This is a genomic window from Brevibacterium album DSM 18261 (genome assembly GCF_000426445.1).
GTDB classification, from domain to species: domain Bacteria; phylum Actinomycetota; class Actinomycetes; order Actinomycetales; family Brevibacteriaceae; genus Brevibacterium; species Brevibacterium album.
Map to the genome: position 1 here is coordinate 662,940 of NZ_KE384526.1, position 19,904 is coordinate 682,843.

The window sequence follows — 19,904 nt, forward strand, 5'->3', positions numbered from 1 at the left end:
CGCGGTGGTATCGGTCACCATCATATCTTGACGTCGAGATAATTTCTGCTCCGGTCCGCGATCCGGGCGAGGACGCCCCTGCCTGGGAGCCCCGCGGCGGTCGCTCGCCCGAGGCCGGACCAGCCCGGGAGCTCCGGCGCGCGCCTCGCCCTCACCCCGCCGCGAACTCCGCCTGCGCCTGCTCCGCGAGCGCCGGATCCCCGAACACCGTGAGCGCGATCGCGGCGAGGATGACGGCGCCGTCCGCGATCACCGGCGACGCAGTCTCCGCCTCCCCGGCAGCGGAGGCGAACTCCCGCGTGTGCGGGGAGACCCCCTCCGCCAGGCAGATCATGGGGTGGACGGCAGGCACGACCTGGCTCACGTTGCCCATGTCCGTCGAACCCGAACCCGCGTCCCCGCCTGCGAGGGTGCGCCCCGTCGCGAGGAACGCGCGCCGGCTGAGCCCGGTGAGGGTGGGGTTCGAGACCAGGGAGAGATAGGGAGGCGTGTTCTGGGCGATCTCCACCTCGCATCCGGTCGCATGGGCCGCCCCCTCGAAGCAGCGCTGCACCCGCGGGACCACGTCGTCGAGGAGGACCGCATTGTCCGCGGCTCGGACGAAGCACCTCAGCGCCGTGTGCTCGGGGATGATGTTGGGCGCCTGCCCGCCGTCCGTGACGATCGCGTGGACGCGCACATCGTCGGGCAGCTGCTGGCGGAGCAGGCCGATCGCGGTGAGGGAGAGGGTGGAGGCGTCCAGCGCGTTGATGCCGCGCTCCGGAGCACCTGCGGCGTGGCTGGCCCGCCCGCGGAAGTCCACATCGAGCGCGACCCGGGACAGGCTGGTCCCGCCCACCGCGTTCCCGCCGGCGGGGTGGATCATGATCGCGAGGTCCACGCCGTCGAGCACTCCCGCCTCGATCATCGGGACCTTGCCCGCCGCACCCTCCTCGCCCGGCGAGCCGATCACCACGACGTGGGCCTCGGGCGCGCCCTGCGCGGACAGGGCACGGGTGAGGAGCAGGCCGGCGCCGAGGCCGCACGCGGCGATCAGATTGTGCCCGCAGGCGTGCCCGATGCCCTCGAGCGCGTCGAATTCGCAGAAGACGGCGATCGTGGGGGTGGAGTCTCCGGCGCCGCGGGTGGACCAGCGTCCGACGAAGGCGGTCTCCAGGCCGGCGGTGCCGCGCTCGACGGCGAATCCCGCGGCCTCGAGCTCCCCCGTCAGACGCTGTGCGGCGAAGCGCTCCTCGAAGCGGATCTCCGGCCTCGCATGCAGGTCTGCGGCGACCTCCTCGAGGGTGCTGCGCACCTGCGGCAGATGCACCGCGCGCAGCTCTGCGACCGCCGCTTCCACTTCTTCGGCCGTATCCGTCGTCATGCGCCCCTTCACCTGATTCGATTCCTTCCTGACAGAATTGCGCGAGCGAAACCCACCATTCAAGCATACGCATTCCTGCGCCGTTTTCCGCAGGCATCCGAGCATTGATCGTCGACATTCTCCGTGCGAGGATGCGAATGCACACTCACCGCGCCGTCCGCGCGGGGAGCCCCTCTTCGAAAAGCAGGAGCGATGACGCCCGATTTCCTCACCGAATCCGCCTCCCACCTCTCCGACCTCGTGGCGCTGCGACGCCGGCTGCACGCCGACCCCGAACTGGGCCGCCACCTGCCCCGCACCCAGCAGCAGGTGCTCGACGCTCTTGCGGGGCTGGACCTCGAGATCACGACAGGCACCTCGCTGACCTCGGTCGCCGCGGTCCTGAGAGGCGGCAGGCCCGGCCCCACCGTGCTGCTGCGCGGAGACATGGACGGTCTGCCCGTCGCAGAGGAGACCGGGCTCGAGTACGCCTCGGCCAACGGGAACATGCACGCCTGCGGCCACGACATGCACACCGCCGGGCTCGTGGGCGCGGCACGCCTCCTCCACGCCCATCGCGCAGAGCTGCCCGGCAGCATCGTCTTCATGTTCCAGCCGGCCGAGGAGGCCGGGGGCGGAGCGGAGCCGATGATCGAGGAGGGCCTCCTCGAGCTCACGGGCGAGAGGCCGGCCGCGGCCTATGCCATCCATGTGGTGTCCAGCGAGCGCGGGGTCTTCGCCACCCGTCCCGGGCCGATCATGGCCGGGGTCGCGGAACTGCGGGTGACCATCCGCGGACGCGGCGGCCACAGCTCCGCGCCGCATCTGAACGTGGACCCCGTGCCCGCCGCCGCGGAACTCGTGTCCGCACTGAACGTGCTGGTCACGCGGGAGTTCGACATCTTCGACCCCGTGGTCCTCTCCGTCACCCAGCTGCGCGGCTCCGCCGCCATCAACGTCATCCCGGAGACGGCCGAGGTGGGCGCCTCGATCCGCACCCTGTCCCGGGAGTCGCTCGACCGGGTGCGGACCCGCAGCGCCGAGGTCGCAAAGGGCGTCGCCGCCACCCACGGCTGCACGGCCGAGGTGGACTTCGCGGACCTCTACCCGCCCACCGTGAACACCGCCGAGGAGACGGAGGAGTCGCTGCGGGTCCTCACCGGGATGTTCGGCGAGGCGCGGGTGCGTCTCATGGAGCAGCCGCGCATGGGCTCGGAGGACTTCTCCTACGTGCTCCAGGAGGTGCCCGGGACCTTCGTCTTCCTGGGTGCGGTGCCCGAAGGCATCGAGCCCGGCGCGGCGAGCAACCACTCCCCCAAGGTGCAGTTCGACGACGGCCTCCTGGGCGAACAGGCGGCCGCCCTGGCCGCACTCGCGTGGAACTCGCTCACGGCCCAGCGCTGAACGGCGAGGGCCGCGCACACTGAAGCAGCCGCATCGGCGCGGAGACGTGTGCGAGGGGCACAGGCAGAGAGAATCTGTCTGTGCCCCTCACATTCGCGTCAGGGTCTCTCGCATTCACAGCACGCCTGCGAATCACAGCGTGCATTCAGAATCGACACGACACCTCCCGCATTCCGGACATAAGCGATCCCCACAGGAGAATTCGTCGGCACATTCATGCCCCGGCGAACATTCGCGTCATGGATGCGCACTCATCTCACAGGGAGAATCCCGGGCCGCCGGGAACGGAGTCGAGGAGCTTCTGCGTGTATTCGCTCTCAGGACTGCGGAACACCCGCTCGGTGGGCCCGTTCTCCACGATCTCCCCGTGGAGCATGACGACCACGTCATCGCACACCTCCTGCGCCACCGCCAGGTTGTGGGTGATGAAGAGCATCGAGCGCTCTCCGTCCTGCTTGAGCTCCTGCAGCACGCGGATGACCTCGGCCTGCACGGAGACGTCCAGGGCGGAGGTGATCTCGTCCGCGACGATGAGCGAGGGGTCCACGAGGAGCGCCCTCGCGATCGCGATCCGCTGGCGCTGACCGCCGGAGAACTCGTGCGGGTACTTCCGCGCGTCCGAGGGGTCGAGCCACATCGCCTCGAGCGCCTCGGCGATCCGTTCGGTGTGCCGGCGCGGCGTCCCGCCCACGGGGTCGATCGCCTCCGCCAGCGTCTGTCCGATGGTGCGCCGGGGGTTGAGCGAGGAGTAGGGGTCCTGCGGCACATACTGGACCTTCCGGTAGAGCCGGTGACGCTGCGAGCGCGAGGCCCGGGACACCTCCTCCCCGTCGATCCAGAGCTCGCCGGAGGCGATTCTGTTCATGCCCACGATGGCCTTCGCGAGCGTCGACTTCCCGGAGCCGGACTCGCCGACGAGGCCCACCACCCGTCCCTGCCGAACCTCCGCAGACACTCCGTGGAGCACCCGGGCCGCCCCGAACTCCACCACGACGTCCCGGCAGCTGACGACGGCTGTGCCCACCGCCTCGGCGGCGGCTGTCCCTGCTGTCATCTCAGTCCTCCTCTCTCACGTGCGCGGCTCCAGCCGCGCTGAGCACCGGAACCGCGTCCAGCAGGCTGCGGGTGTAGGGATGGCTCACCTCGCGGCTGCGGATCTGCTCCGGTCGCAGCTCCTCGACCACCTCGCCCCTGCGCATGACCAGGACGCGGTCGCAGAGCTCCTGCACCACGCCGATGTCGTGGGAGATGAACAGGATCGCCGTTCCGTTCTCATCGCGCAGCCGGCGGAACTGCCGGAGCACATCGACCTGGACGGTGACGTCGAGGGCGGTCGTGGGCTCGTCCGCGATCATGAGCGCGGGTTCGGTCACGACCGCGCTGGCGATCATGGCGCGCTGGCGCATGCCGCCGGAGAGCTCGTAGGGGTACTGCCGCATGCGCTTCTCCGGCAGCGTCACGCCCACGCTCGCGAGCGCCCCGACCATGATCCTGCGCGCCTCGGCCCTGCCCCTGCCCATATGGGTGCGGAGCACCTCCGTGAGCTGTGCGCCCATCTTCAGCGAGGGGCTGAAGGTGGTGCCGGGGTCCTGGTAGATGATGCTGATCGTCTGCGCGAGCTCCGCCGGCGCCGGGGTGCCGAGCATGTTCATCGTGCCGACACGCAGCTCTGCCCCCTGCACATCGAGGTCATCGGCGGCGAGCCCGGCGATCGACATGGCGGTGAGCGATTTGCCGGAGCCCGATTCGCCGACGATGCCCAGGATCTCGGCGCGGTCGATGTGCAGGTCGATGCCGTGGACCAGTTCGAGCCGCTCACCGTCCTTGGAGCCGGCCACGCGGAGATCGCGCACCCGGACGAGAGCCTCGTCACCGGTCGCGAGGGCCGCAGCAGCCTGCGCCTGGGGCCTGCGCGGCACCCAGGCGCGCGCCGCGCGCGGATTCGCATTCGCCGCCAGTCCGTCGCCGACGAACATCGCGGCCACGGACATGAGGACGATCATGATCGCCGGTCCCACGGCCTCGATGGGCTGGGTGTAGAGCGCATCGAGGCTGTCGTTGAGCAGCGAGCCCAGGTCGTACTGAGGCACCTGGACGCCGAGGCCGACGAAGGACAGCGCCGAGATCTCGACGAGCGTCGTGGCGAAGACCGTGGTCGAGAGGATGAGCAGCGGCTCGGCCATCGCCGGGATCATGTGGCGGGTGGCGAGCCTCCGCGCGGGCACGCCGAGGAACCGTGCGGTGATGAAGTAGTCGCTGTTGGACACCTGCTGGGCGAGGTTCGCCGTCACCCGGGCGAATCCCGGGATGCCCGCCACGCCCATCGCGATGACGGCGGTCGTGGCACCGGGCAGGAGCACCGCGGCGATGATGAGCGCCGTGATGAGCGTGGGATAGGCGACGGCCGACTCGAGGATGCGCAGGCACCACTCGCGCACCCGGCCGGGTGCGAGCCAGATGGACACGCCGACGACGACGCCCAGCACCACGGAGATCGCGGAGGCGATGACCGTCATGATGAGCGTGAGCCTGGTCGCGACGAGGACGCGGGCCACATTGTCCTGGCCGAAGGCGTTCGTCCCGAGCCAGGACCCGCCCGAGGGCGGCTGGTGCCGGTTGTCGGTGAGGGTGTTCGCGGCGTCCGCCACGAGGGGCGGGGCGATGATCGCGGTCGCGACGGCGACGGCGAAGAGGATGAGCCCGATCAGCAGACCCGGGCGCAGCAGCGGTCGGCGTGCCTCAGTCATGGGCGCTCCCTCCGAGATTCCGGGGATCGACGATCGCGAGGATGACGTCGACGACGATGATGAGCAGGGTCGCGAGCACGCCCAGCAGGAGCACGATGCCCCTGATGACCGGATAGTCGCGCATGATGATCGCATCCACGACGCCCTTGCCCAGGCCCGGCCAGCCGAACACGGTCTCGATGACGACGGCACCGCCCAGCATGCCCGCGAGGATGAGGCCGGAGAGCGTGAGCGTGGTGGTGAGCAGGTTGGGGAACACGTAGCGCAGGTTCACGCGCCAGGGGCTCAGCCGCCAGCCGCGGGCGGTCCGCACGTAGTCCTGCTCGAGGATGGTCACCGCCTCGCGCCGCACCACCCGCGCGATCACGCAGGCGGGGCCGAGCATGATCGCGACCGTGGGCAGCACGAGGGCGTCGAGCGTCGCCGCTCCGCCCGCGGGGAACCAGCCCAGCCTGATCGCGAGGACGTAGATCATGAGCGTCGCGAGCACATAGTTGGGAACCGCGTAGACGAGGCTCGTGAGCGCATTGAACACATGGTCGACCCAGGCGTTGCGGCCGCCGCGGGTGACGATCGCGACCCCCATGCCCAGCGGGATGCTCACCACGAGCATCGCCGCGACCGCGAGGAGTGCGATCTCCGCCGTGAACGGCAGCCGGGAGAACACCGCCGCGGTGACGGTGGTGCCCGAGGCGAAGGAGTAGCCCATGTCCAGCGTGAAGATGCCGACGAGGTACTGCCAGAACTGGACGAGCAGGGGCTGCTCGAGGCCCAGCGCCTCGCGGGTCTGGGCGATCTGCTCCTGGGTCGCGCCCTCGCCCGCCGCCACGACGGCGGGGTCGCCGGGCAGGAGCGGGACGATGAGGAACGTCACGACCACGAGGATCGCGAACGACAGGAGGAAGCCGCCTCCGCGGCGCAGGGCGAAGCGCGCCCAGGGGTGGTGCACGAGTCTGTTGGGGGCTTTGAACGACACGCGGTGCGGCACCTGCGTCGCCGCAGAATTCACCAGGGTCATGGGGCCTCGCTTCCCTTCGGCGTCGAGGACGGACGAGCGCGGAGGCGGGCGCGCCGCCCGCCTCCGCGCTCACAGGGCATCAGGCGGTGATCCGCATGGACATGAGGGACACCGTGCCGTTGAACTGACGGATGCTGAAGCCCTCCGCGGTGGTGGGCTGGGCCGGCAGCGTGGACAGCGGGACGATCGCGGCGTCCTCGAGGAGCCCGGTCTGGATCTCCTCGTAGATCGCGCACCGGGCGGCCTCGTCCGGCTCCGCCATCGCCTCGTTCACCTTCTCGATGACCTCGGCGCGCTGCGCACCGGTCGAGTTGCGACCGCCGTCCTCGGGAGCGGAGCCCGTGAACTGGCTCAGCCCTCCGTACTGCGTCCGCGACAGGTTGAGCAGGTTCATGATCGTGAGGTCCCAGCCCTCGGGCTTGGAATCGAGCTCGGTGGCCCACGTGGTGTTGTCCACGTTGCGGAGGTCGACCTCCGCGCCCGCCTCGCCGAGCGCCTGCGAGATGTAGGAGTTGCCCGCGCCGTTCGGGCCGGTCGCCTGCGTGCCGATCATCTTCAGCGACTCGCCCTCGAGGACCTCGGCCGCGGCCTCGGCGTCCTGCTGGATGGGGAGATCGCCGGTGTAGGCGCACGCGACCTCGGTGGGCACGTAGCTGGACAGCACCTCGCCGTCGCCGTCCGTGGCGGCGTCGTTGAAGGCCTCACGGCTGATCGCCTGGGCCACGGCCCGGCGCTTCTCCGGATCGGCCAGCGGCATGCCCTCGCGCTCGTTGAACATCACGAACATCGCCGTCGCGGGGTAGATCGAGGTCTCGAAGCCCTCCTCGCCGGCCACGCGGTGCATCGACTCGCCCACGAGCGTGGCGTAGTCCAGAGTGTCCGTGAGCAGGCCGTTGGCCATCGCGTTGTAGTCGGCGATGATCGCGAAGTTCACGTTCTTGGCCGGCGCGCCCTCGGCCGGCGTGCTGTACTCGGGGAAGGTGAAGCCCTCCTCGCGGAGCTCGAAGTCGATCGAGACGCCGGGCTGGTTGTTCGCCAGCGTGTAGGCGCCGGAGAAGGCGCCCTCGACCTCGCCGGCCGCGGTCGCCTCGAGGTCCTCGAGGCCCGCCGGGCAGACGATCCCGGTCTCCGACAGCGTGAGGCCCCGCTCCATGTCCGCCCACGGCTGCTCGAGCTCGATGCTCAGCGTGCCCGCGGCGTCATCGGGGGTGAAGCTCGGAGCTCCGGGGCCGAAGACGATCTCCTTCTGCCGCGAGTTCTCGACGAAGGCCTGCAGGGAGTCCGCGACGACCGTGGGCGTGATCTCCGTGCCGTCGGCACAGGTCGCGCCCTCCCGGATGGTGAGGGTGCCGCCGTTCGGGTCGAGCTCGTACTCGCTCGCGAGGCCGCCGGTCGTGGTGTTGTCCTCGTCCTGGTAGAGGAGCGTCCCGTACAGCATGGAGGAGACGTTGTAGGCGCTCACACCCGAGGCGTTGAGCGGGCTGAAGCTGTTGGGGTCCGCGATCATCGCCGTCCGGATGGTGTCGGTCGAGTACTCGCCGTCCCCGCCCGCGCCGGAGCCTCCGCCGCCCGTCGTGCAGCCGGAGGCCAGGAGGGCGAGGGCCACGGGGGCAGCCGCGATCCCGGCGGCCCGGCGTCTGCCCGGCAAGCTTCTGCGCGGCGGTGCCGCGGTGGGAGTGGTGGTCATGATTCCTCCTGGTGAGCGGTCTGCGCCAAGCCGATGCGGCCCCCGCGGCAGTGCGGGGGAGCTGAATCGGCAGGCCAGGCCGCGGTGTCCTGATCGATCAGTCGTTCAGATTATATGTGACGCAGGTCCCATGATGCGTCCCGCCTGCGGCAGTGCGCATCGGCGGATCGTCATCCCTGCTTCCTCTACAGTTGTGAGCCTATTCACCCATTCGCGGCGCGCCCGCAGATGCACGATTCATCCATCAACGGAGTCGCATATGCCGAGAACAGACACCGGCGCAGGCCCGCACGCCCTCGGATTCACCGAATCGGACCTCGAGCTGTTCGATGCGATGCAGGAGAACCCCCGCGGGGCCTGGACGGAGATCGGCACGCGCATGGGGGTGTCCCCGACGACCGCGCGCCGCCGCTGGCGGCAGCTGAACGAGCGCGGTGCGGCCTGGATCGCCACGCATCTGAGCAAGGCGTCCGGCGCGACGCTCTCCCTCATCGAGATCGAGTGCGCGGTGGGCGCCGTCCCCGATGTCTGCGCGGAGGTGCGGCAGCAGCCGGCCGCCATGAACGTCTACGAGACGAACGGGGACGTCGACGTCCTGCTCGAGGTGGTCGCACTCGATGTCGCCCAGCTGCGCGCCGTCCTCCACGCGGTGGCACAGGTGCCCGGCGTGGCCCGTGTGCGCTCGAGCACCGGGACCAAGGTGTTCCGCGAGGCCTCCCGCTGGCGGACCGGGGCGCTCCCGCGCCGCCCGGCGCACGGACCCGAGGACGCCGCACCCGGGGATCCGCTCCGCACCGCGCGCATGCTCACGGCCCTGCGGGAGCTCGAACGGGACGGCAGAGCCTCGCCCGCACGCCTGGCCAAGGCCCTGGACGTGAGCGAGACGCATGCACGCAGATACGTGAAGGCGCTGCTGCGCCAGAAGTTCCTCACCCAGCGGGTGGACATGGCCCCGGGCGCTTCCGAATGGCCCCACATCCTCGCACTGCGCATGGCGGCACCCGCCACCCGGCTCACGGAGATCGCCGCGGCGATCTCCGCGCAGCCCGGCACACGGGTGTGCGCCGCAGTGGCAGGCGGCCAGCACAACCTGTATGCCATGGTGTGGATGCACCACATCGACGAGGCCGTCGAGGTGGAGGCCAGGATCACGGGAGCCCACGACGTCCGGGTGCTGCACCGCAGCCTCATCCTCCACACGCACAAGCGGATGGGCCACCTCATCGACGAACACGGCATGGAAGCCGGGCTGGTCCCCTGGGCGGCACCGGATTGAGCGGTGCGGCGGAGGGCTGAGCCGAGCGGCGGGCTGAGCCTCTGTGCGGCAGCGCCGGGCTGAACCGCGCAGCGGCACCGTCCCACGCGGAAGGCCCCTGCGCCGGTCTCGGACGAGCCCGAGACCGGCGCACGCGTCTCCGATCAGCAGCAGTCAGCGCACTCGCCGGTCCCCGATGCCGCCCCGGCGTGAGCAACAGCCTCACCCTCGGTCACACCGATGCGGCCTGTCCAGTGCCCTGGCCGTCTGTTATTGTCGTGTGCACAATATCAGCGCACCGGGACATCTCGCAGAGGAGAGGGGCATCCATGGACAGCACGCGGTCGCTCACGCAGCCCGCAGCCCGCCCAGTCGCGCGTCCACATGCACTCCTGGGTCATGCGAACGTGAGCGAGCGCGCGCTCGCCTCCCCGGAGCTCGCCGTCTCCACCGTCGTCTTCGCGCTCGCGGAAGGCGCGGGCGGCACAGCCGCCCCTCGCGCCGAGGGGGCCTCTTCCGCCGGCGAGTGCACCCCTCCCGGAAAGGACCCCTCTCGCGACGAAGCCCCCTCTCCCGGGGAGGCTCCTCCTCCCGGCGAGGCGCCCGGGGCCGTCTCGAGCGCGGGCGACGGGCCGGCGCCTCGGCTGCGGCTTATGCTCCCCCTGGTCCGCCGCATCCGCGACCCCTTCCTGGGCCTGTGGGCGCTGCCCGGCGGGCCCCTGCGCATGCGCGAATCCCTCGAGGAGGCAGCCGGGCACCACCTGCGCACGCTCACCGGTCTGGAGCCGTCGTCCATCGAGCAGCTGCAGGCCTTCGGCGGGCTCGACCGCTCCCCCGGTCTCCGCGTGGTCTCCATCGTGTACTGGGCGGCGCTCCCGCTGGCGGCCGCCCCCGCAGCACTGGCTCGCACGCAGGAGCTCGAGAACGTGGCCTGGTTCTCAGCGGACGACCTGCCGGCACTCGCATTCGACCATGCCGAGATCATCGGCTTCGCCCGCGAGCGTCTGCGCACCGGCACGACCTGGGGGCGACTGGCCCACGACGTCCTCGGTGAGCGCTTCACCCTCGCGCAGCTGCGCGAAGTGGGCGAGTGCATCGCGGGCCACCAGCTCGATCCGGGGAACTTCCAGCGGCAGGCGAAGGCAGACCCGCACATCGTCGCGACCGAGGAGTTCCTCACCGGCGGCCGGCACAGACCGCCCCGCCTCTACCGCTCGGCCGTGCCCGAGGCCGGATCGCCGCCGAGATGACCGTACAGTGCCGCCGCTGCGAGCCCGCTCCGGCGGGCGCGGAAGGCGGCCCGACGTCGCCGCTCCGGCAGCTCCTGTCCGCCCCCTCTGATCCGCGCCTGCCCCGCGCACTCCGCCCCCTCTCCAGTGCCCGCACCGATGCCCAGCCGGATGCCCGGCCCGATCCTCCGCACCCTCACCGCATATCCAGCCCCCAGGAGCGCCGATGACGACCTCTCTGCCCATGCCGACACTGCACGCCCGCCCCACTGCCGCGGCCCGCGGCACCGCAGCTGCCTCTTCCTCGTGCAGTCCGGACCTCGCCGCGGACCCGTGGACGGTGGACCGCCGGGGCCCTGCCTATGGCCCCGGCGCCTCACAGGCGGACCGGGCCCCGGCCTCGGCGCCGGTCCAGGGACCCATCCCCGAGGAGTACCGGGAGCTCGACGACGCCACGCTGCACGCGCGCATCACCGCCGCGCGTGAGGAGCTGGGCGAGCGCGTGGTGGTGCTGGGCCACTTCTACCAGCGCGATGAGATCGTGGCCCACGCGGACTTCCTGGGAGATTCCTTCCAGCTGGCGCGGGCGGCGCTCAGCCGCGAGGAGGCCGAGTACATCGTCTTCTGCGGCGTCCACTTCATGGCCGAGACCGCCGATGTCCTCTCCCGCGACGACCAGGCCGTCATCCTGCCCAATCTCGCCGCCGGCTGCTCGATGGCGGACATGGCCGATGTCGCCGGGGTGGAGGACTGCTGGGCGCAGCTCACGGAGGTCCTGGGCGATCTCGATGCCCCGGACGAGACCGGGAAGGTGCCGGTCATGCCCATCACGTACATGAACTGCTCGGCCGCGCTCAAGGCCTTCGTGGGCCGGCACGGCGGGATCGTGTGCACGTCCTCCAATGCCGCGGTCGTGCTGGAGAGGGCATTCGAGAAGGCCCACCGCGTCCTGTTCTTCCCCGATCAGCACCTGGGCAGGAACACCGCCCGGGCGATGGGGATCGGGCTGGAGCGGATGCCCCTGTGGTCGCCGGGCCGGCCGTACGGAGGGAACGGGAACACCGTCGCCTCGCTGGAGGACTCGCAGGTGATCCTCTGGCACGGCTTCTGCTCCGTGCACAAGCGCTTCACGGTGGACCAGATCTCAGCCGCCCGCGCCCAGCACCCCGATGTGCGGGTGATCGTCCACCCCGAGTGCCCCATGGAGGTGGTCGACGCCGCCGACGAGTCCGGCTCCACCGACCACATCCGCCGCGCCGTGGAATCCGCGCCGCCCGGTTCGACCTTCGCCATCGGCACGGAGATCACGATGGTGGGCAGACTCGCCGCGGAGCACCCCGAGCACACGATCTTCTGCCTCGATCCCGTGGTCTGCCCCTGCTCCACGATGTACCGCATCCACCCCGCCTATCTCGCCTGGGTGCTCGAATCCCTGGTGCGCGGCGAGGTGGTCAACCGGATCACGGTGCCCGAGGCCGAGGCCGCCGAAGCCCGCCTCGCCCTCGACCGCATGCTGGAAGCGGTGCCGAGATGAGCACCGCCCCTCTCCCTCCCTCGCCCTCGCCCTCGCAAGTGAGCACTTCCTGTCGGAATCCGGGGCTGAAAGCCACAGAAAGCGCTCACTCGGCGGGCACGTGGCCTGTGCCCCCGCCTCCGGCCGAGGTGGTTCAGCGAGTGGCACGCGAGGCGCTGGCCGAGGATGCACCGCGCGGTGATGTGACGGCGCAGGCCTTCGTGCCCGCAGACCTGTGGACCTGCACGGCGGTCATCGCCCGCGAGGCGGGGATCATGGCCGGAGGAGTGATGTTCGCCGCAGTCGCGGCGGCCGCCGCGGAGCACGGCGGCACCGGTGAGTGCCGCGTCGAGCAGACCGTCCCCGAGGCCGCCCCCTTCTCCGCAGGGGACACGCTCCTCACCGTGGAAGGTCCGGCGCACACCGTGCTGCTGGCCGAGCGCACCGCGCTCAACCTGCTGCAGCGCATGTGCGCCATCGCCGCTCTCACACGCCGGTACATGGAAGCGGTGGCCGGATGCGCCTCGGCGGCCACGGGCGCGCCCGTGCGGATCACGGACACCCGCAAGACCACACCCGGCCTGCGCGCGCTGGAACGGTACGCCGTGCGCTGCGGCGGGGGTGCCAACCACCGTGACGGCCTCTCCGATGCGGTCATGCTCAAGGACAACCACGTGGCGCTGCTGGGCGAGGGCGCGCAGCTCACGGCGGCGCTGCGGGCCGGCCGGGCGAGGCTGGGCCACACGACGCATGTGGAGGTCGAAGTGGACCGGCTCGAGCAGATCGAGGCGGTCGCCGCGGCGGGCGTGGACACCATCATGCTGGACAATTTCACTCCCGCCGAGCTGGTCACCGGCATCGGGGTGATCGCCGGGCGCGCGCTCGTCGAGGCCAGCGGCGGCGTCAGCCTGGAGACGGTGCGGGCCCTCGCGGAGGCGGGTGTGGACGTCATCTCCGTGGGGGCCCTCACGCATTCGGTGCGGAACCTCGACCTGGGTCTCGACACGGTCCCGGCGGACCACGGAGGCGGCTGATGCTCTACCTCGATCACGCGGCCTCGGCGCCGCTGTCCCAGGCCGCACTCGATGCCATGCACCCGTGGCTGACCGGCGGCCTGGGCAATCCCGCAAGCGTCCACGCGGCCGGAAGGCAGATGGCGGACGCGCTGGAGGCTGCGCGTGCGCTCGTGGCGGAGGTTCTGAGCACGGACGGGAGCGCTGAGACCCAGGGGCGCGCCGGGGAGCACGACGCCGGTGACTTCGGAGGCGGCACCACCGGCACTGCGACAAGCACCTTCCGGGTGCGCGCCGAGGAGATCATGTTCACCTCGGGCGGCTCGGAGGCCAATGCCGCGGCCGTGATGGGCATGGCCCGCGCCGCCCGTGACCGCGATCCCCGCCGCACGCGCCTGCTCGTGAGCGCCGTGGAACACTCCTCGGTGCTCGCCCCTGCCGCGCAACTGGCCGAGCGCGAGGGCTTCGAGCTGGTGACGCTGCCGGTGGACCGCGAGGGGGCCGTGGACCTCGCGGTGCTCGCCCGGGAGCTGGGACTGCCTGGAGCGGGCGGATCACTGCCGCCCGGACCTGGGCCGGGCGGCACCGGGAACGACCACGGAGGAGAAGGGGACGAAACCACAGCTCTGCCCTCGCCCGGCCCGGCGTTGCCGCCAACGGGCTCCTCCTCCCCCGCCCGCACGTGCGCCCTCGTCGCGGTGCAGGCCGTGAACAACGAGGTGGGGACGATCCAGCCTCTCGCGGAGGTCGCGGCCCTCGCCCATGCCGCGGGAGCGCGGCTGCTCACGGACGCCGTCGCCGCCGTGGGCGCGACGGACCTCGAGGAGCTCGCCCGGCTGGCGGATGCGCTCACGCTCTCGGCGCACAAGTTCGGCGGCCCGCAGGGGGCGGGGGTGCTCCGCCTCGCCCCCGGCACGCCCTTCGTCCCGCTCATGCCCGGGGCGCAGGAGAGCGGAAGGCGCGCGGGCACACCCGGGGTCGCGAACGCACTGGGCACGGCAGCAGCGCTGCAGGACGCGCTCGGGCAGGCTGTGCGCACTCAGGCAGCAGAGCTGCAGGAATCGCGCGGAGGCACCGCGCACGCCGAACCAGACGAGCGGCGCTCTCCGCGTGCGCAGAGCGAGCACGGCCCGCTGTGCGAACAGCACCGGCTGCGGGAGCGGCTCGAGGCGACGGTGCTCGCTGCCGCCGGCGGACGCGCCCGAGCCACCGGGCCGAGCGATCCCGCCCGGCGCTCGCCGCACATCGCCTCGTTCGCCTTCCCCGGCCTCGGCGGCGAGACCCTGCTCATGGAGCTCGAGGAGCGGGGAGTGCTGTGCTCCTCCGGTTCGGCCTGCCATGCCGGCTCCACGGAGCCCAGCCACGTCCTCCTCGCGATGGGTCTGAGCCCGGACGCGGCCCGCAGCGCCGTGCGCATGAGCTTCGGCCCCGATCTCACGGATGCGGATCTGCCCGCCGTCGCCGAGGCCGTCTCGGGAGCGGTGCGTGCCGTCGCGGGCCTCGGCGCAGAGGTCGGCGCGGGCCGCTGAGGGTCGGCGCGGGATCGCCGATCCGGGCTGAGCCGCTTGAGACCCAGTCGCCCGGAGGTCGCTGCGGGACCGGCAGCCCCACTGCAGACACGGGCCTCGTCTTCCCGCGGCCGCCTCGGGGCCCGTGTCGATGTGCCGCACGTCACGGCAGACCGTCTCGTTGTGGCACGATTGATGCCATGACCCGCACTGCCCTCGACTTCGACGAGAACTGGCTCGAACCGGACGAGATCGCCCTGATCCGCAGGCGCATGCCGCTGCCCTATGTGCACGGCGTGCCGGTGCAGCTGGACGACGACGGTGCGGCGGCGCGGATCGGACTGCTGCTGCGGACGCTGCCGGACGGGACGATCGGGCGCGAGATCGTCGGCGGGCGCGTGCGCTACCACGAGCCCCTGCGCTCGGCGCTGCTGCGGCACGCGGAGAAGGATCTCGGCACACTGGCACTGCCCACGCTGCCGGTCGCGCTCACCCCCTTCCACGTCGCGGAGTACTTCCCCACGGAGGGCGAATCGCGCTACGTCGATCCCCGCCAGCACGCCGTCGCGCTGTGCTACGTCCTGCCGGTGATGGGGGTGTGCGAACCCCGCCGGGACGCGCTCAGCCTCGACTGGCTCACACCCGCCGAGGCCGTGCGCCACGACGTCGTCGCCGAGATGATGCACGGGCAGGAGCACATCGTCCGCGCCGCGCTCGCGCATCTCGGCCTCCTCCCCTGACGACCTCGCCCGCGGGGGCACCGCGGCGCGCAAGTGCGATGCGGCTATACTCGTGAGCACACGACAGGGGAGCGCCGTACAGGGGCGCTGAGAGTGCGAGCATCGCAGACCCTCGAACCTGATGCGGCTAGTACCGCCGAAGGAAGTCGAGACTCTTCATCCCCTCCTGTCACGTTTCAGGAGGCACACACATGCGGAACACCGCGTCCGATCCTTCCCGCACCCCCACGGGTGCACCCACCGGCGCATCCGCCCAGGCGGCCTCGGCAAGCGCGGCGGAGACCGCATCGCCAGCGCCCTCGGCCGCAGCCCGCACCGTTCCGGCCGCAGCCGAGGCGAGCGCAGCCGAGGCGAGCGCACCGCGCACCCCGGCGAGCCGCTGGCGGATCGTCGACATCGTCGTCACCGCCGTCCTGGGCTTCGCGGTCGGCCTCGTGTTCTGGGCCTGGGCCGCGGCATGGTCCGTCTTCGAGCTCTGGACGATGGCGTTCCCGCCGCTCATGGGGCTGTTCGGAGGCGTGTGGGTGCTCGCGGGGCCGCTCGCCGCCCTCATCGTCCGCAGGCCGGGCGCGGCGCTCGTCTGCGAGCTGCTCGCCGCCGTCACCGAGGCCGTCCTGGGCTCGCACTTCGGGGCGACGGTCATCATCTCGGGCCTGCTGCAGGGCCTGGGCGCCGAACTCGCCTTCGCCCTCCTGCGCTACCGCCGGTTCGGCCTGCCCACCGCGCTGCTGTCCGGAGCGCTCGCGGGCGTGGGGCTCACAGCGGGCGAGATCGTCATGTACTACGCGGCGTGGGCGCCCGCATTCCAGGCCGTCTACGCCGTGCTCGGGATCGCGAGCTCCGTCGTGATCGCAGGACTCGGCTCCTGGCTGCTCATGCGCGCCCTGGCCCGCACCGGCGCGCTGGCCTCGCTCTCCTCCGGTCGCACGGCGCGCAGAATCTAGCGCCCCAGCGGTCTCCCGGTACTCACGCCGAGGCGCGGGGACACGGCCTCGGAGCGGCGTCGCTCATGCATCGTCCCGTGCCCCTGCCTCCGGCAGCAGTGCCGCCTGCCCCACACTTGTACCAGCACAGTTCGCTGTGTCGGAGCGTCAATGAGGGGCAGGTCCGCCGCACCGCTCACAGCACCGCCCGACCCGCCGCCCCGCCCGATGCACCCTCACCCTGTCCGATCCGCCTCCGCCCACCGGGCACACCGCCCCCAGACAAGAAGGACCAGGTGTCGCAGACATGACTCCGCACCCCGCCGCCGACAGCCCCTCCGGCCGTGCCCCCTCCCCCGGGAGCGCGGGCACCCGCTGGCGGGTCGTCGACATCGTCGTCACCGCGATTCTCGGCGTCGCGGTGGGCGTGGTGTTCCTGGGCTGGTCCGTGCTCTCACCGGTGTTCGACGCGTGGTTCGCCGCCTACCCGCCGCTGCGCGGGCTCATCGCGGGCATGTGGGTGCTCGCCGCGCCCCTCGGCGGTCTGCTCATCCGCAAGCCGGGCGCCGCGCTGTTCTGCGAGATGATCGCCGCGGCCACGGAGGCCGCGGCCGGTTCGCGGTTCGGCATGGTCATCCTCCTCACCGGCGCCCTCCAGGGCCTCGGCGCCGAGGTGGTCTTCTGGTGGCTGCGCCGTCGCCGGCTCCGTCAGGGCAAGCCCGCGGCCTCCGGACACACGCTGTGGACGACGCTCGCGGCCGGTCTGGGTGCCGGGGTCGCGATGTCGATCGGGGACAACATCATCTTCAACGCGGCGTGGTCGCTCGACCAGATGCTCGTCTACGCCGTCCTCGGCTGGATCAGCGGCATCGTGCTGGCCGGCGGCCTCTCCTGGCTCATCTACCGCGCGCTCCTGCCCACCGGCGCGCTGTCCGCCTTCGCCTCGGGCAGGTACGCACCCGGAAGCGCGACCGCATGACGGCGCTGCCCATCACCGCCCGCGGTTTCGGGTGGACGCATTCGGGCCGGGCGCGCCCGGCGCTGTCCGGACTGGACCTGCGCATCGAGGCCGGCGAGCGCGTGCTCCTGGCCGGGGCCTCGGGCGCGGGGAAGTCCACACTCCTCCACGCGATCGCCGGGGTGCTGCCGGAGGAATCCGGCGACAGCCGCGGCTCGCTCCTCGTGGGCGATGCGCCGCCCGCGGCCGCGCGCGGGGTCGCGGGGCTCGTGCTGCAGGACCCCGATTCGCAGGTGATCCTCGCCCGGGTGGGCGATGACGTCGCCTTCGGCATGGAGAACCTGGGCGTGCCCGCGGACAGGATCCCGGGCCGGGTGCGCGAGGCGCTCGAGACCGTGGGACTGCCGGTGGACGCGGCACATCCCACCCGTGCGCTCTCGGGCGGGCAGAAGCAGCGGCTGGCGATCGCGGGCGTGCTCGCGATGGATCCCGGCGTCATCGTCCTCGACGAGCCCACCGCGAACCTCGACCCCGCCGCCGTGCCCGCGGTCCGGGACGCAGTGCTGGCGGCACAGGCGCGCTCGGGTGCCACGATGGTGGTCGTCGAGCACCGGCTCGAGATCTGGGCCGACCATGTGGACCGGATGATCGTGCTGGGCACGGACGGAGTGGTCGCCGACGGCGCGCCGGAGACGGTGCTCGGGGATGCCGCGCTGCGCTCGCTCCTCGAAGGCGCGGGGCTCTGGCTGCCGGGCACTGCGGTCCCGTGCCTGCGCACAGGGGCGGGACGCGCCTCGGGGTCCGGCGGTGCTCCCGCCGTGTCCGGTAGGGCTGTGCCCGGCTCCGGTGCGGGCGGGCTCCCCTCCCCCGGCGAGGTGCTGCTGACCGCCGAGGAGGTCGCCGTCGCCCGCACCGGCGGCCCGCCCGTCGCCGTCGTCTCCGCCGAGGTGCGCTCGGGACGCGCACTCGCGCTCACCGGGCCCAACGGAGCGGGGAAGTCCACGGCCGCCCTGACGCTGGCCGGGCTGCTGCCCGAGGCCTCGGGCGCGGCGCGCGCTTCCGAGTCCCTGCTGGCCGGTCCCCGCCGTCCGCGTTCGGCCCAGCCCTCCCGGTGGAGGTCGCGGGCGCTCGTCACCCGGATCGGGATGGTCTTCCAGGAGGCCGAGCACCAGTTCCTGCGGCACACCGTCGCGGACGAACTGGGGTTCGGGCCGCACCGGGCGGGATGGGCGAAGAGCCGCATCGCCGAGCGGGTGGAGGAGCTGCTCACGCGGCTGCGGCTCACGGAGCTGGCGCAGGCCCATCCGCAGACGCTCTCCGGCGGGGAGAAGCGCAGGCTGTCCGTCGCGTGCATGCTCGCGGCGGCCCCGCAGGTGCTGGTGGTGGACGAGCCGACCTTCGGACAGGACGCCCTCACGTGGCGGGAGCTCGCAGCGATGTTCGCGGAGGAGCTGGACGGGGGCCGGGCGGTCGTCGCGGTCACGCACGATGAGGCGTTCGCGACCGCGCTGGGGGCTGACCGGCTCGAGTTCAGCGCATGCGGCCGGGGCTGCGCGGGGGACCGCTCGGCACAGGACGGCTCGGCACAGGACGGCTCCGCCCGCGGCGGGACCGCCGCACGGAACGAGGGGACACCGCATGTCTGAGGCGCTCACGCACTCGGCGGGATCGGCGGGACGCGCGCGCAGCTTCTCCGGGGAGGCCGCCGCACCCGTCCAGGACCTGCTCGTGCCGCTGCGGCGGCAGACCCCGGTCTCGCGGGCGAATCCGGTCGCGAAGCTCGCCGCCGTCGTCGTCCTCATGCTGGGCGTGCTGCTGAGCATCGACCTGGTCTCCGCCGGGGTCATGTTCGCGCTGCTCGCGGTCATCGCGGTGCCGGCGAGCGGACTGGACGTGGGCGCGCTGATCCGCAGGCTGTGGTTCCTGCCGGTGGCCGCCCTCCTCGCGGGCTGGGCGACGGCGATCATGGCGGAGAAGACCGGTGCGGTGCTCCTCGACCTGGGACCGTATCTGGTCACCACGGACTCACTGTCCGCGGGGGCGGCGATCACCCTGCGTGCCCTCGCGCTCGCACTTCCAGGCGTGTGCGTCGCGGCGACGACGGACCCCACGGACCTCGCCGATGCCCTCGTCCAGCACCTGCGCCTCCCCGAGCGCTTCGTCCTCTCCGCGCTCGCCGCCGCACGCCTCGTGACCCTGTTCGTCGAGGAGTGGAAGACGCTCGTGCTGGCCCGCCGCACGCGGGGCATCGGCGCGGATTCGCCGCTCGGCCGGGTCCGGGCGCTGGTGCCGCTCGCGTTCGCGCTGCTCGTGCAGGCGATCCGCCGGGGCACACGGCTGGCGATGGCGATGGAGGGCCGCGGGTTCGGCACGCGGGCACGGACGTGGTCGCGGATCTCCCGGTTCCACGCCCGCGATGCCTGGCTGGTGGCCGGTGCGTGCGTCTTCAGCGCGCTCTCCATCGGAGCAGCGGTGGTCGCGGGGGCCTGGCGGCTCATCCTCACATGAGACGGGAGCGGATGCGCGAAGACACCCACTTCTCACGCAGACGCCCAGTTCGCTCGACA

The 19,904-nt window shown here is 72.0% G+C and carries 16 protein-coding genes and 1 riboswitch; of the genes, 11 read left to right on the top strand and 5 right to left on the bottom strand.

The genetic code is table 11. The annotated features are described in order from the left end of the window. Window positions 1–151 precede the first annotated feature (151 nt). On the bottom strand, window positions 152–1,363 hold the full coding sequence (locus K318_RS0116680; protein ID WP_029090326.1) for a M20 family metallopeptidase: 1,212 nt from the start codon (window positions 1,361–1,363) through the stop codon (window positions 152–154). Window positions 1,364–1,555: 192 nt separating this feature from the next. On the opposite strand from K318_RS0116680, the gene K318_RS0116685 reads away from it, so the two are divergent. Beyond that, window positions 1,556–2,746, top strand: coding sequence for a M20 metallopeptidase family protein (locus K318_RS0116685; protein ID WP_029090327.1), 1,191 nt, complete (start codon window positions 1,556–1,558; stop codon window positions 2,744–2,746). A 256-nt stretch (window positions 2,747–3,002) separates the two neighbouring features. On the opposite strand, the gene K318_RS0116690 is transcribed toward K318_RS0116685, so the two are convergent. From K318_RS0116690 to K318_RS0116705, 4 genes are all read right to left on the bottom strand, one after another. Then, window positions 3,003–3,800 carry an ABC transporter ATP-binding protein gene (locus tag K318_RS0116690; RefSeq protein ID WP_029090328.1) on the bottom strand — a complete coding sequence of 266 codons (798 nt, stop codon included), beginning with the start codon at window positions 3,798–3,800 and terminating at the stop codon, window positions 3,003–3,005. 1 nt (window position 3,801) lies between these two features. Beyond that, a complete protein-coding gene (locus K318_RS22745; RefSeq protein ID WP_051298139.1) occupies window positions 3,802–5,493 on the bottom strand; it encodes a dipeptide/oligopeptide/nickel ABC transporter permease/ATP-binding protein in 1,692 nt (563 codons plus the stop codon). Beyond that, a complete protein-coding gene (locus tag K318_RS0116700) occupies window positions 5,486–6,511 on the bottom strand; it encodes an ABC transporter permease (protein WP_029090329.1) in 1,026 nt (341 codons plus the stop codon). The genes K318_RS22745 and K318_RS0116700 overlap by 8 nt, the downstream gene beginning before the upstream one ends. Before the next feature lie 79 nt (window positions 6,512–6,590). After that, entirely contained in the window at window positions 6,591–8,198 is a 1,608-nt protein-coding gene (locus tag K318_RS0116705) for an ABC transporter substrate-binding protein (RefSeq protein ID WP_029090330.1), read from the bottom strand. Window positions 8,199–8,457: 259 nt separating this feature from the next. Between K318_RS0116705 and K318_RS24880 the strand changes: the two genes are divergently transcribed. The 10 genes from K318_RS24880 to K318_RS0116760 all read left to right on the top strand — a co-directional run bounded on the left by K318_RS24880 (window position 8,458) and on the right by K318_RS0116760 (window position 19,845). Further along, window positions 8,458–9,474, top strand: coding sequence for an Lrp/AsnC family transcriptional regulator (locus tag K318_RS24880; protein ID WP_029090331.1), 1,017 nt, complete (start codon window positions 8,458–8,460; stop codon window positions 9,472–9,474). 308 nt (window positions 9,475–9,782) lie between these two features. Further along, window positions 9,783–10,703: an NUDIX hydrolase gene (locus K318_RS25650; protein WP_051298140.1), complete on the top strand. Its 921-nt coding sequence runs from the start codon at window positions 9,783–9,785 to the stop codon at window positions 10,701–10,703. A 205-nt stretch (window positions 10,704–10,908) separates the two neighbouring features. Beyond that, window positions 10,909–12,216, top strand: coding sequence for a quinolinate synthase NadA (gene nadA, locus K318_RS0116725; RefSeq protein WP_029090333.1), 1,308 nt, complete (start codon window positions 10,909–10,911; stop codon window positions 12,214–12,216). 140 nt (window positions 12,217–12,356) lie between these two features. Continuing rightward, on the top strand, window positions 12,357–13,229 hold the full coding sequence (gene nadC, locus K318_RS0116730; protein WP_245579932.1) for a carboxylating nicotinate-nucleotide diphosphorylase: 873 nt from the start codon (window positions 12,357–12,359) through the stop codon (window positions 13,227–13,229). Beyond that, the gene (locus K318_RS22755) at window positions 13,229–14,737 is read left to right on the top strand and encodes a cysteine desulfurase family protein (protein WP_051298141.1); all 1,509 of its coding nucleotides are present in this window, start codon (window positions 13,229–13,231) and stop codon (window positions 14,735–14,737) included. The genes nadC and K318_RS22755 overlap by 1 nt, the downstream gene beginning before the upstream one ends. Window positions 14,738–14,916: 179 nt before the next feature. Next, a complete protein-coding gene (locus K318_RS0116740) occupies window positions 14,917–15,456 on the top strand; it encodes a DUF4916 domain-containing protein (RefSeq protein ID WP_029090335.1) in 540 nt (179 codons plus the stop codon). Between the two features lie 55 nt (window positions 15,457–15,511). Then, a riboswitch (TPP riboswitch) is annotated at window positions 15,512–15,618 on the top strand. Between the two features lie 29 nt (window positions 15,619–15,647). Beyond that, complete coding sequence (locus tag K318_RS22760; RefSeq protein WP_084500356.1) at window positions 15,648–16,400, top strand: ECF transporter S component; 753 nt, start codon at window positions 15,648–15,650, stop codon at window positions 16,398–16,400. Window positions 16,401–16,686: 286 nt separating this feature from the next. After that, window positions 16,687–17,358 (top strand): ECF transporter S component, encoded by a 672-nt coding sequence (locus K318_RS0116750; protein ID WP_029090336.1) that lies wholly within the window; start codon window positions 16,687–16,689, stop codon window positions 17,356–17,358. Then, entirely contained in the window at window positions 17,355–18,983 is a 1,629-nt protein-coding gene (locus tag K318_RS22765) for an ABC transporter ATP-binding protein (RefSeq protein WP_084500357.1), read from the top strand. Before K318_RS0116750 ends, K318_RS22765 begins: the two co-directional genes overlap by 4 nt. After that, the gene (locus tag K318_RS0116760; RefSeq protein ID WP_084500358.1) at window positions 18,976–19,845 is read left to right on the top strand and encodes an energy-coupling factor transporter transmembrane component T family protein; all 870 of its coding nucleotides are present in this window, start codon (window positions 18,976–18,978) and stop codon (window positions 19,843–19,845) included. The genes K318_RS22765 and K318_RS0116760 overlap by 8 nt, the downstream gene beginning before the upstream one ends. The last annotated feature ends 59 nt before the right edge of the window (window positions 19,846–19,904 follow it).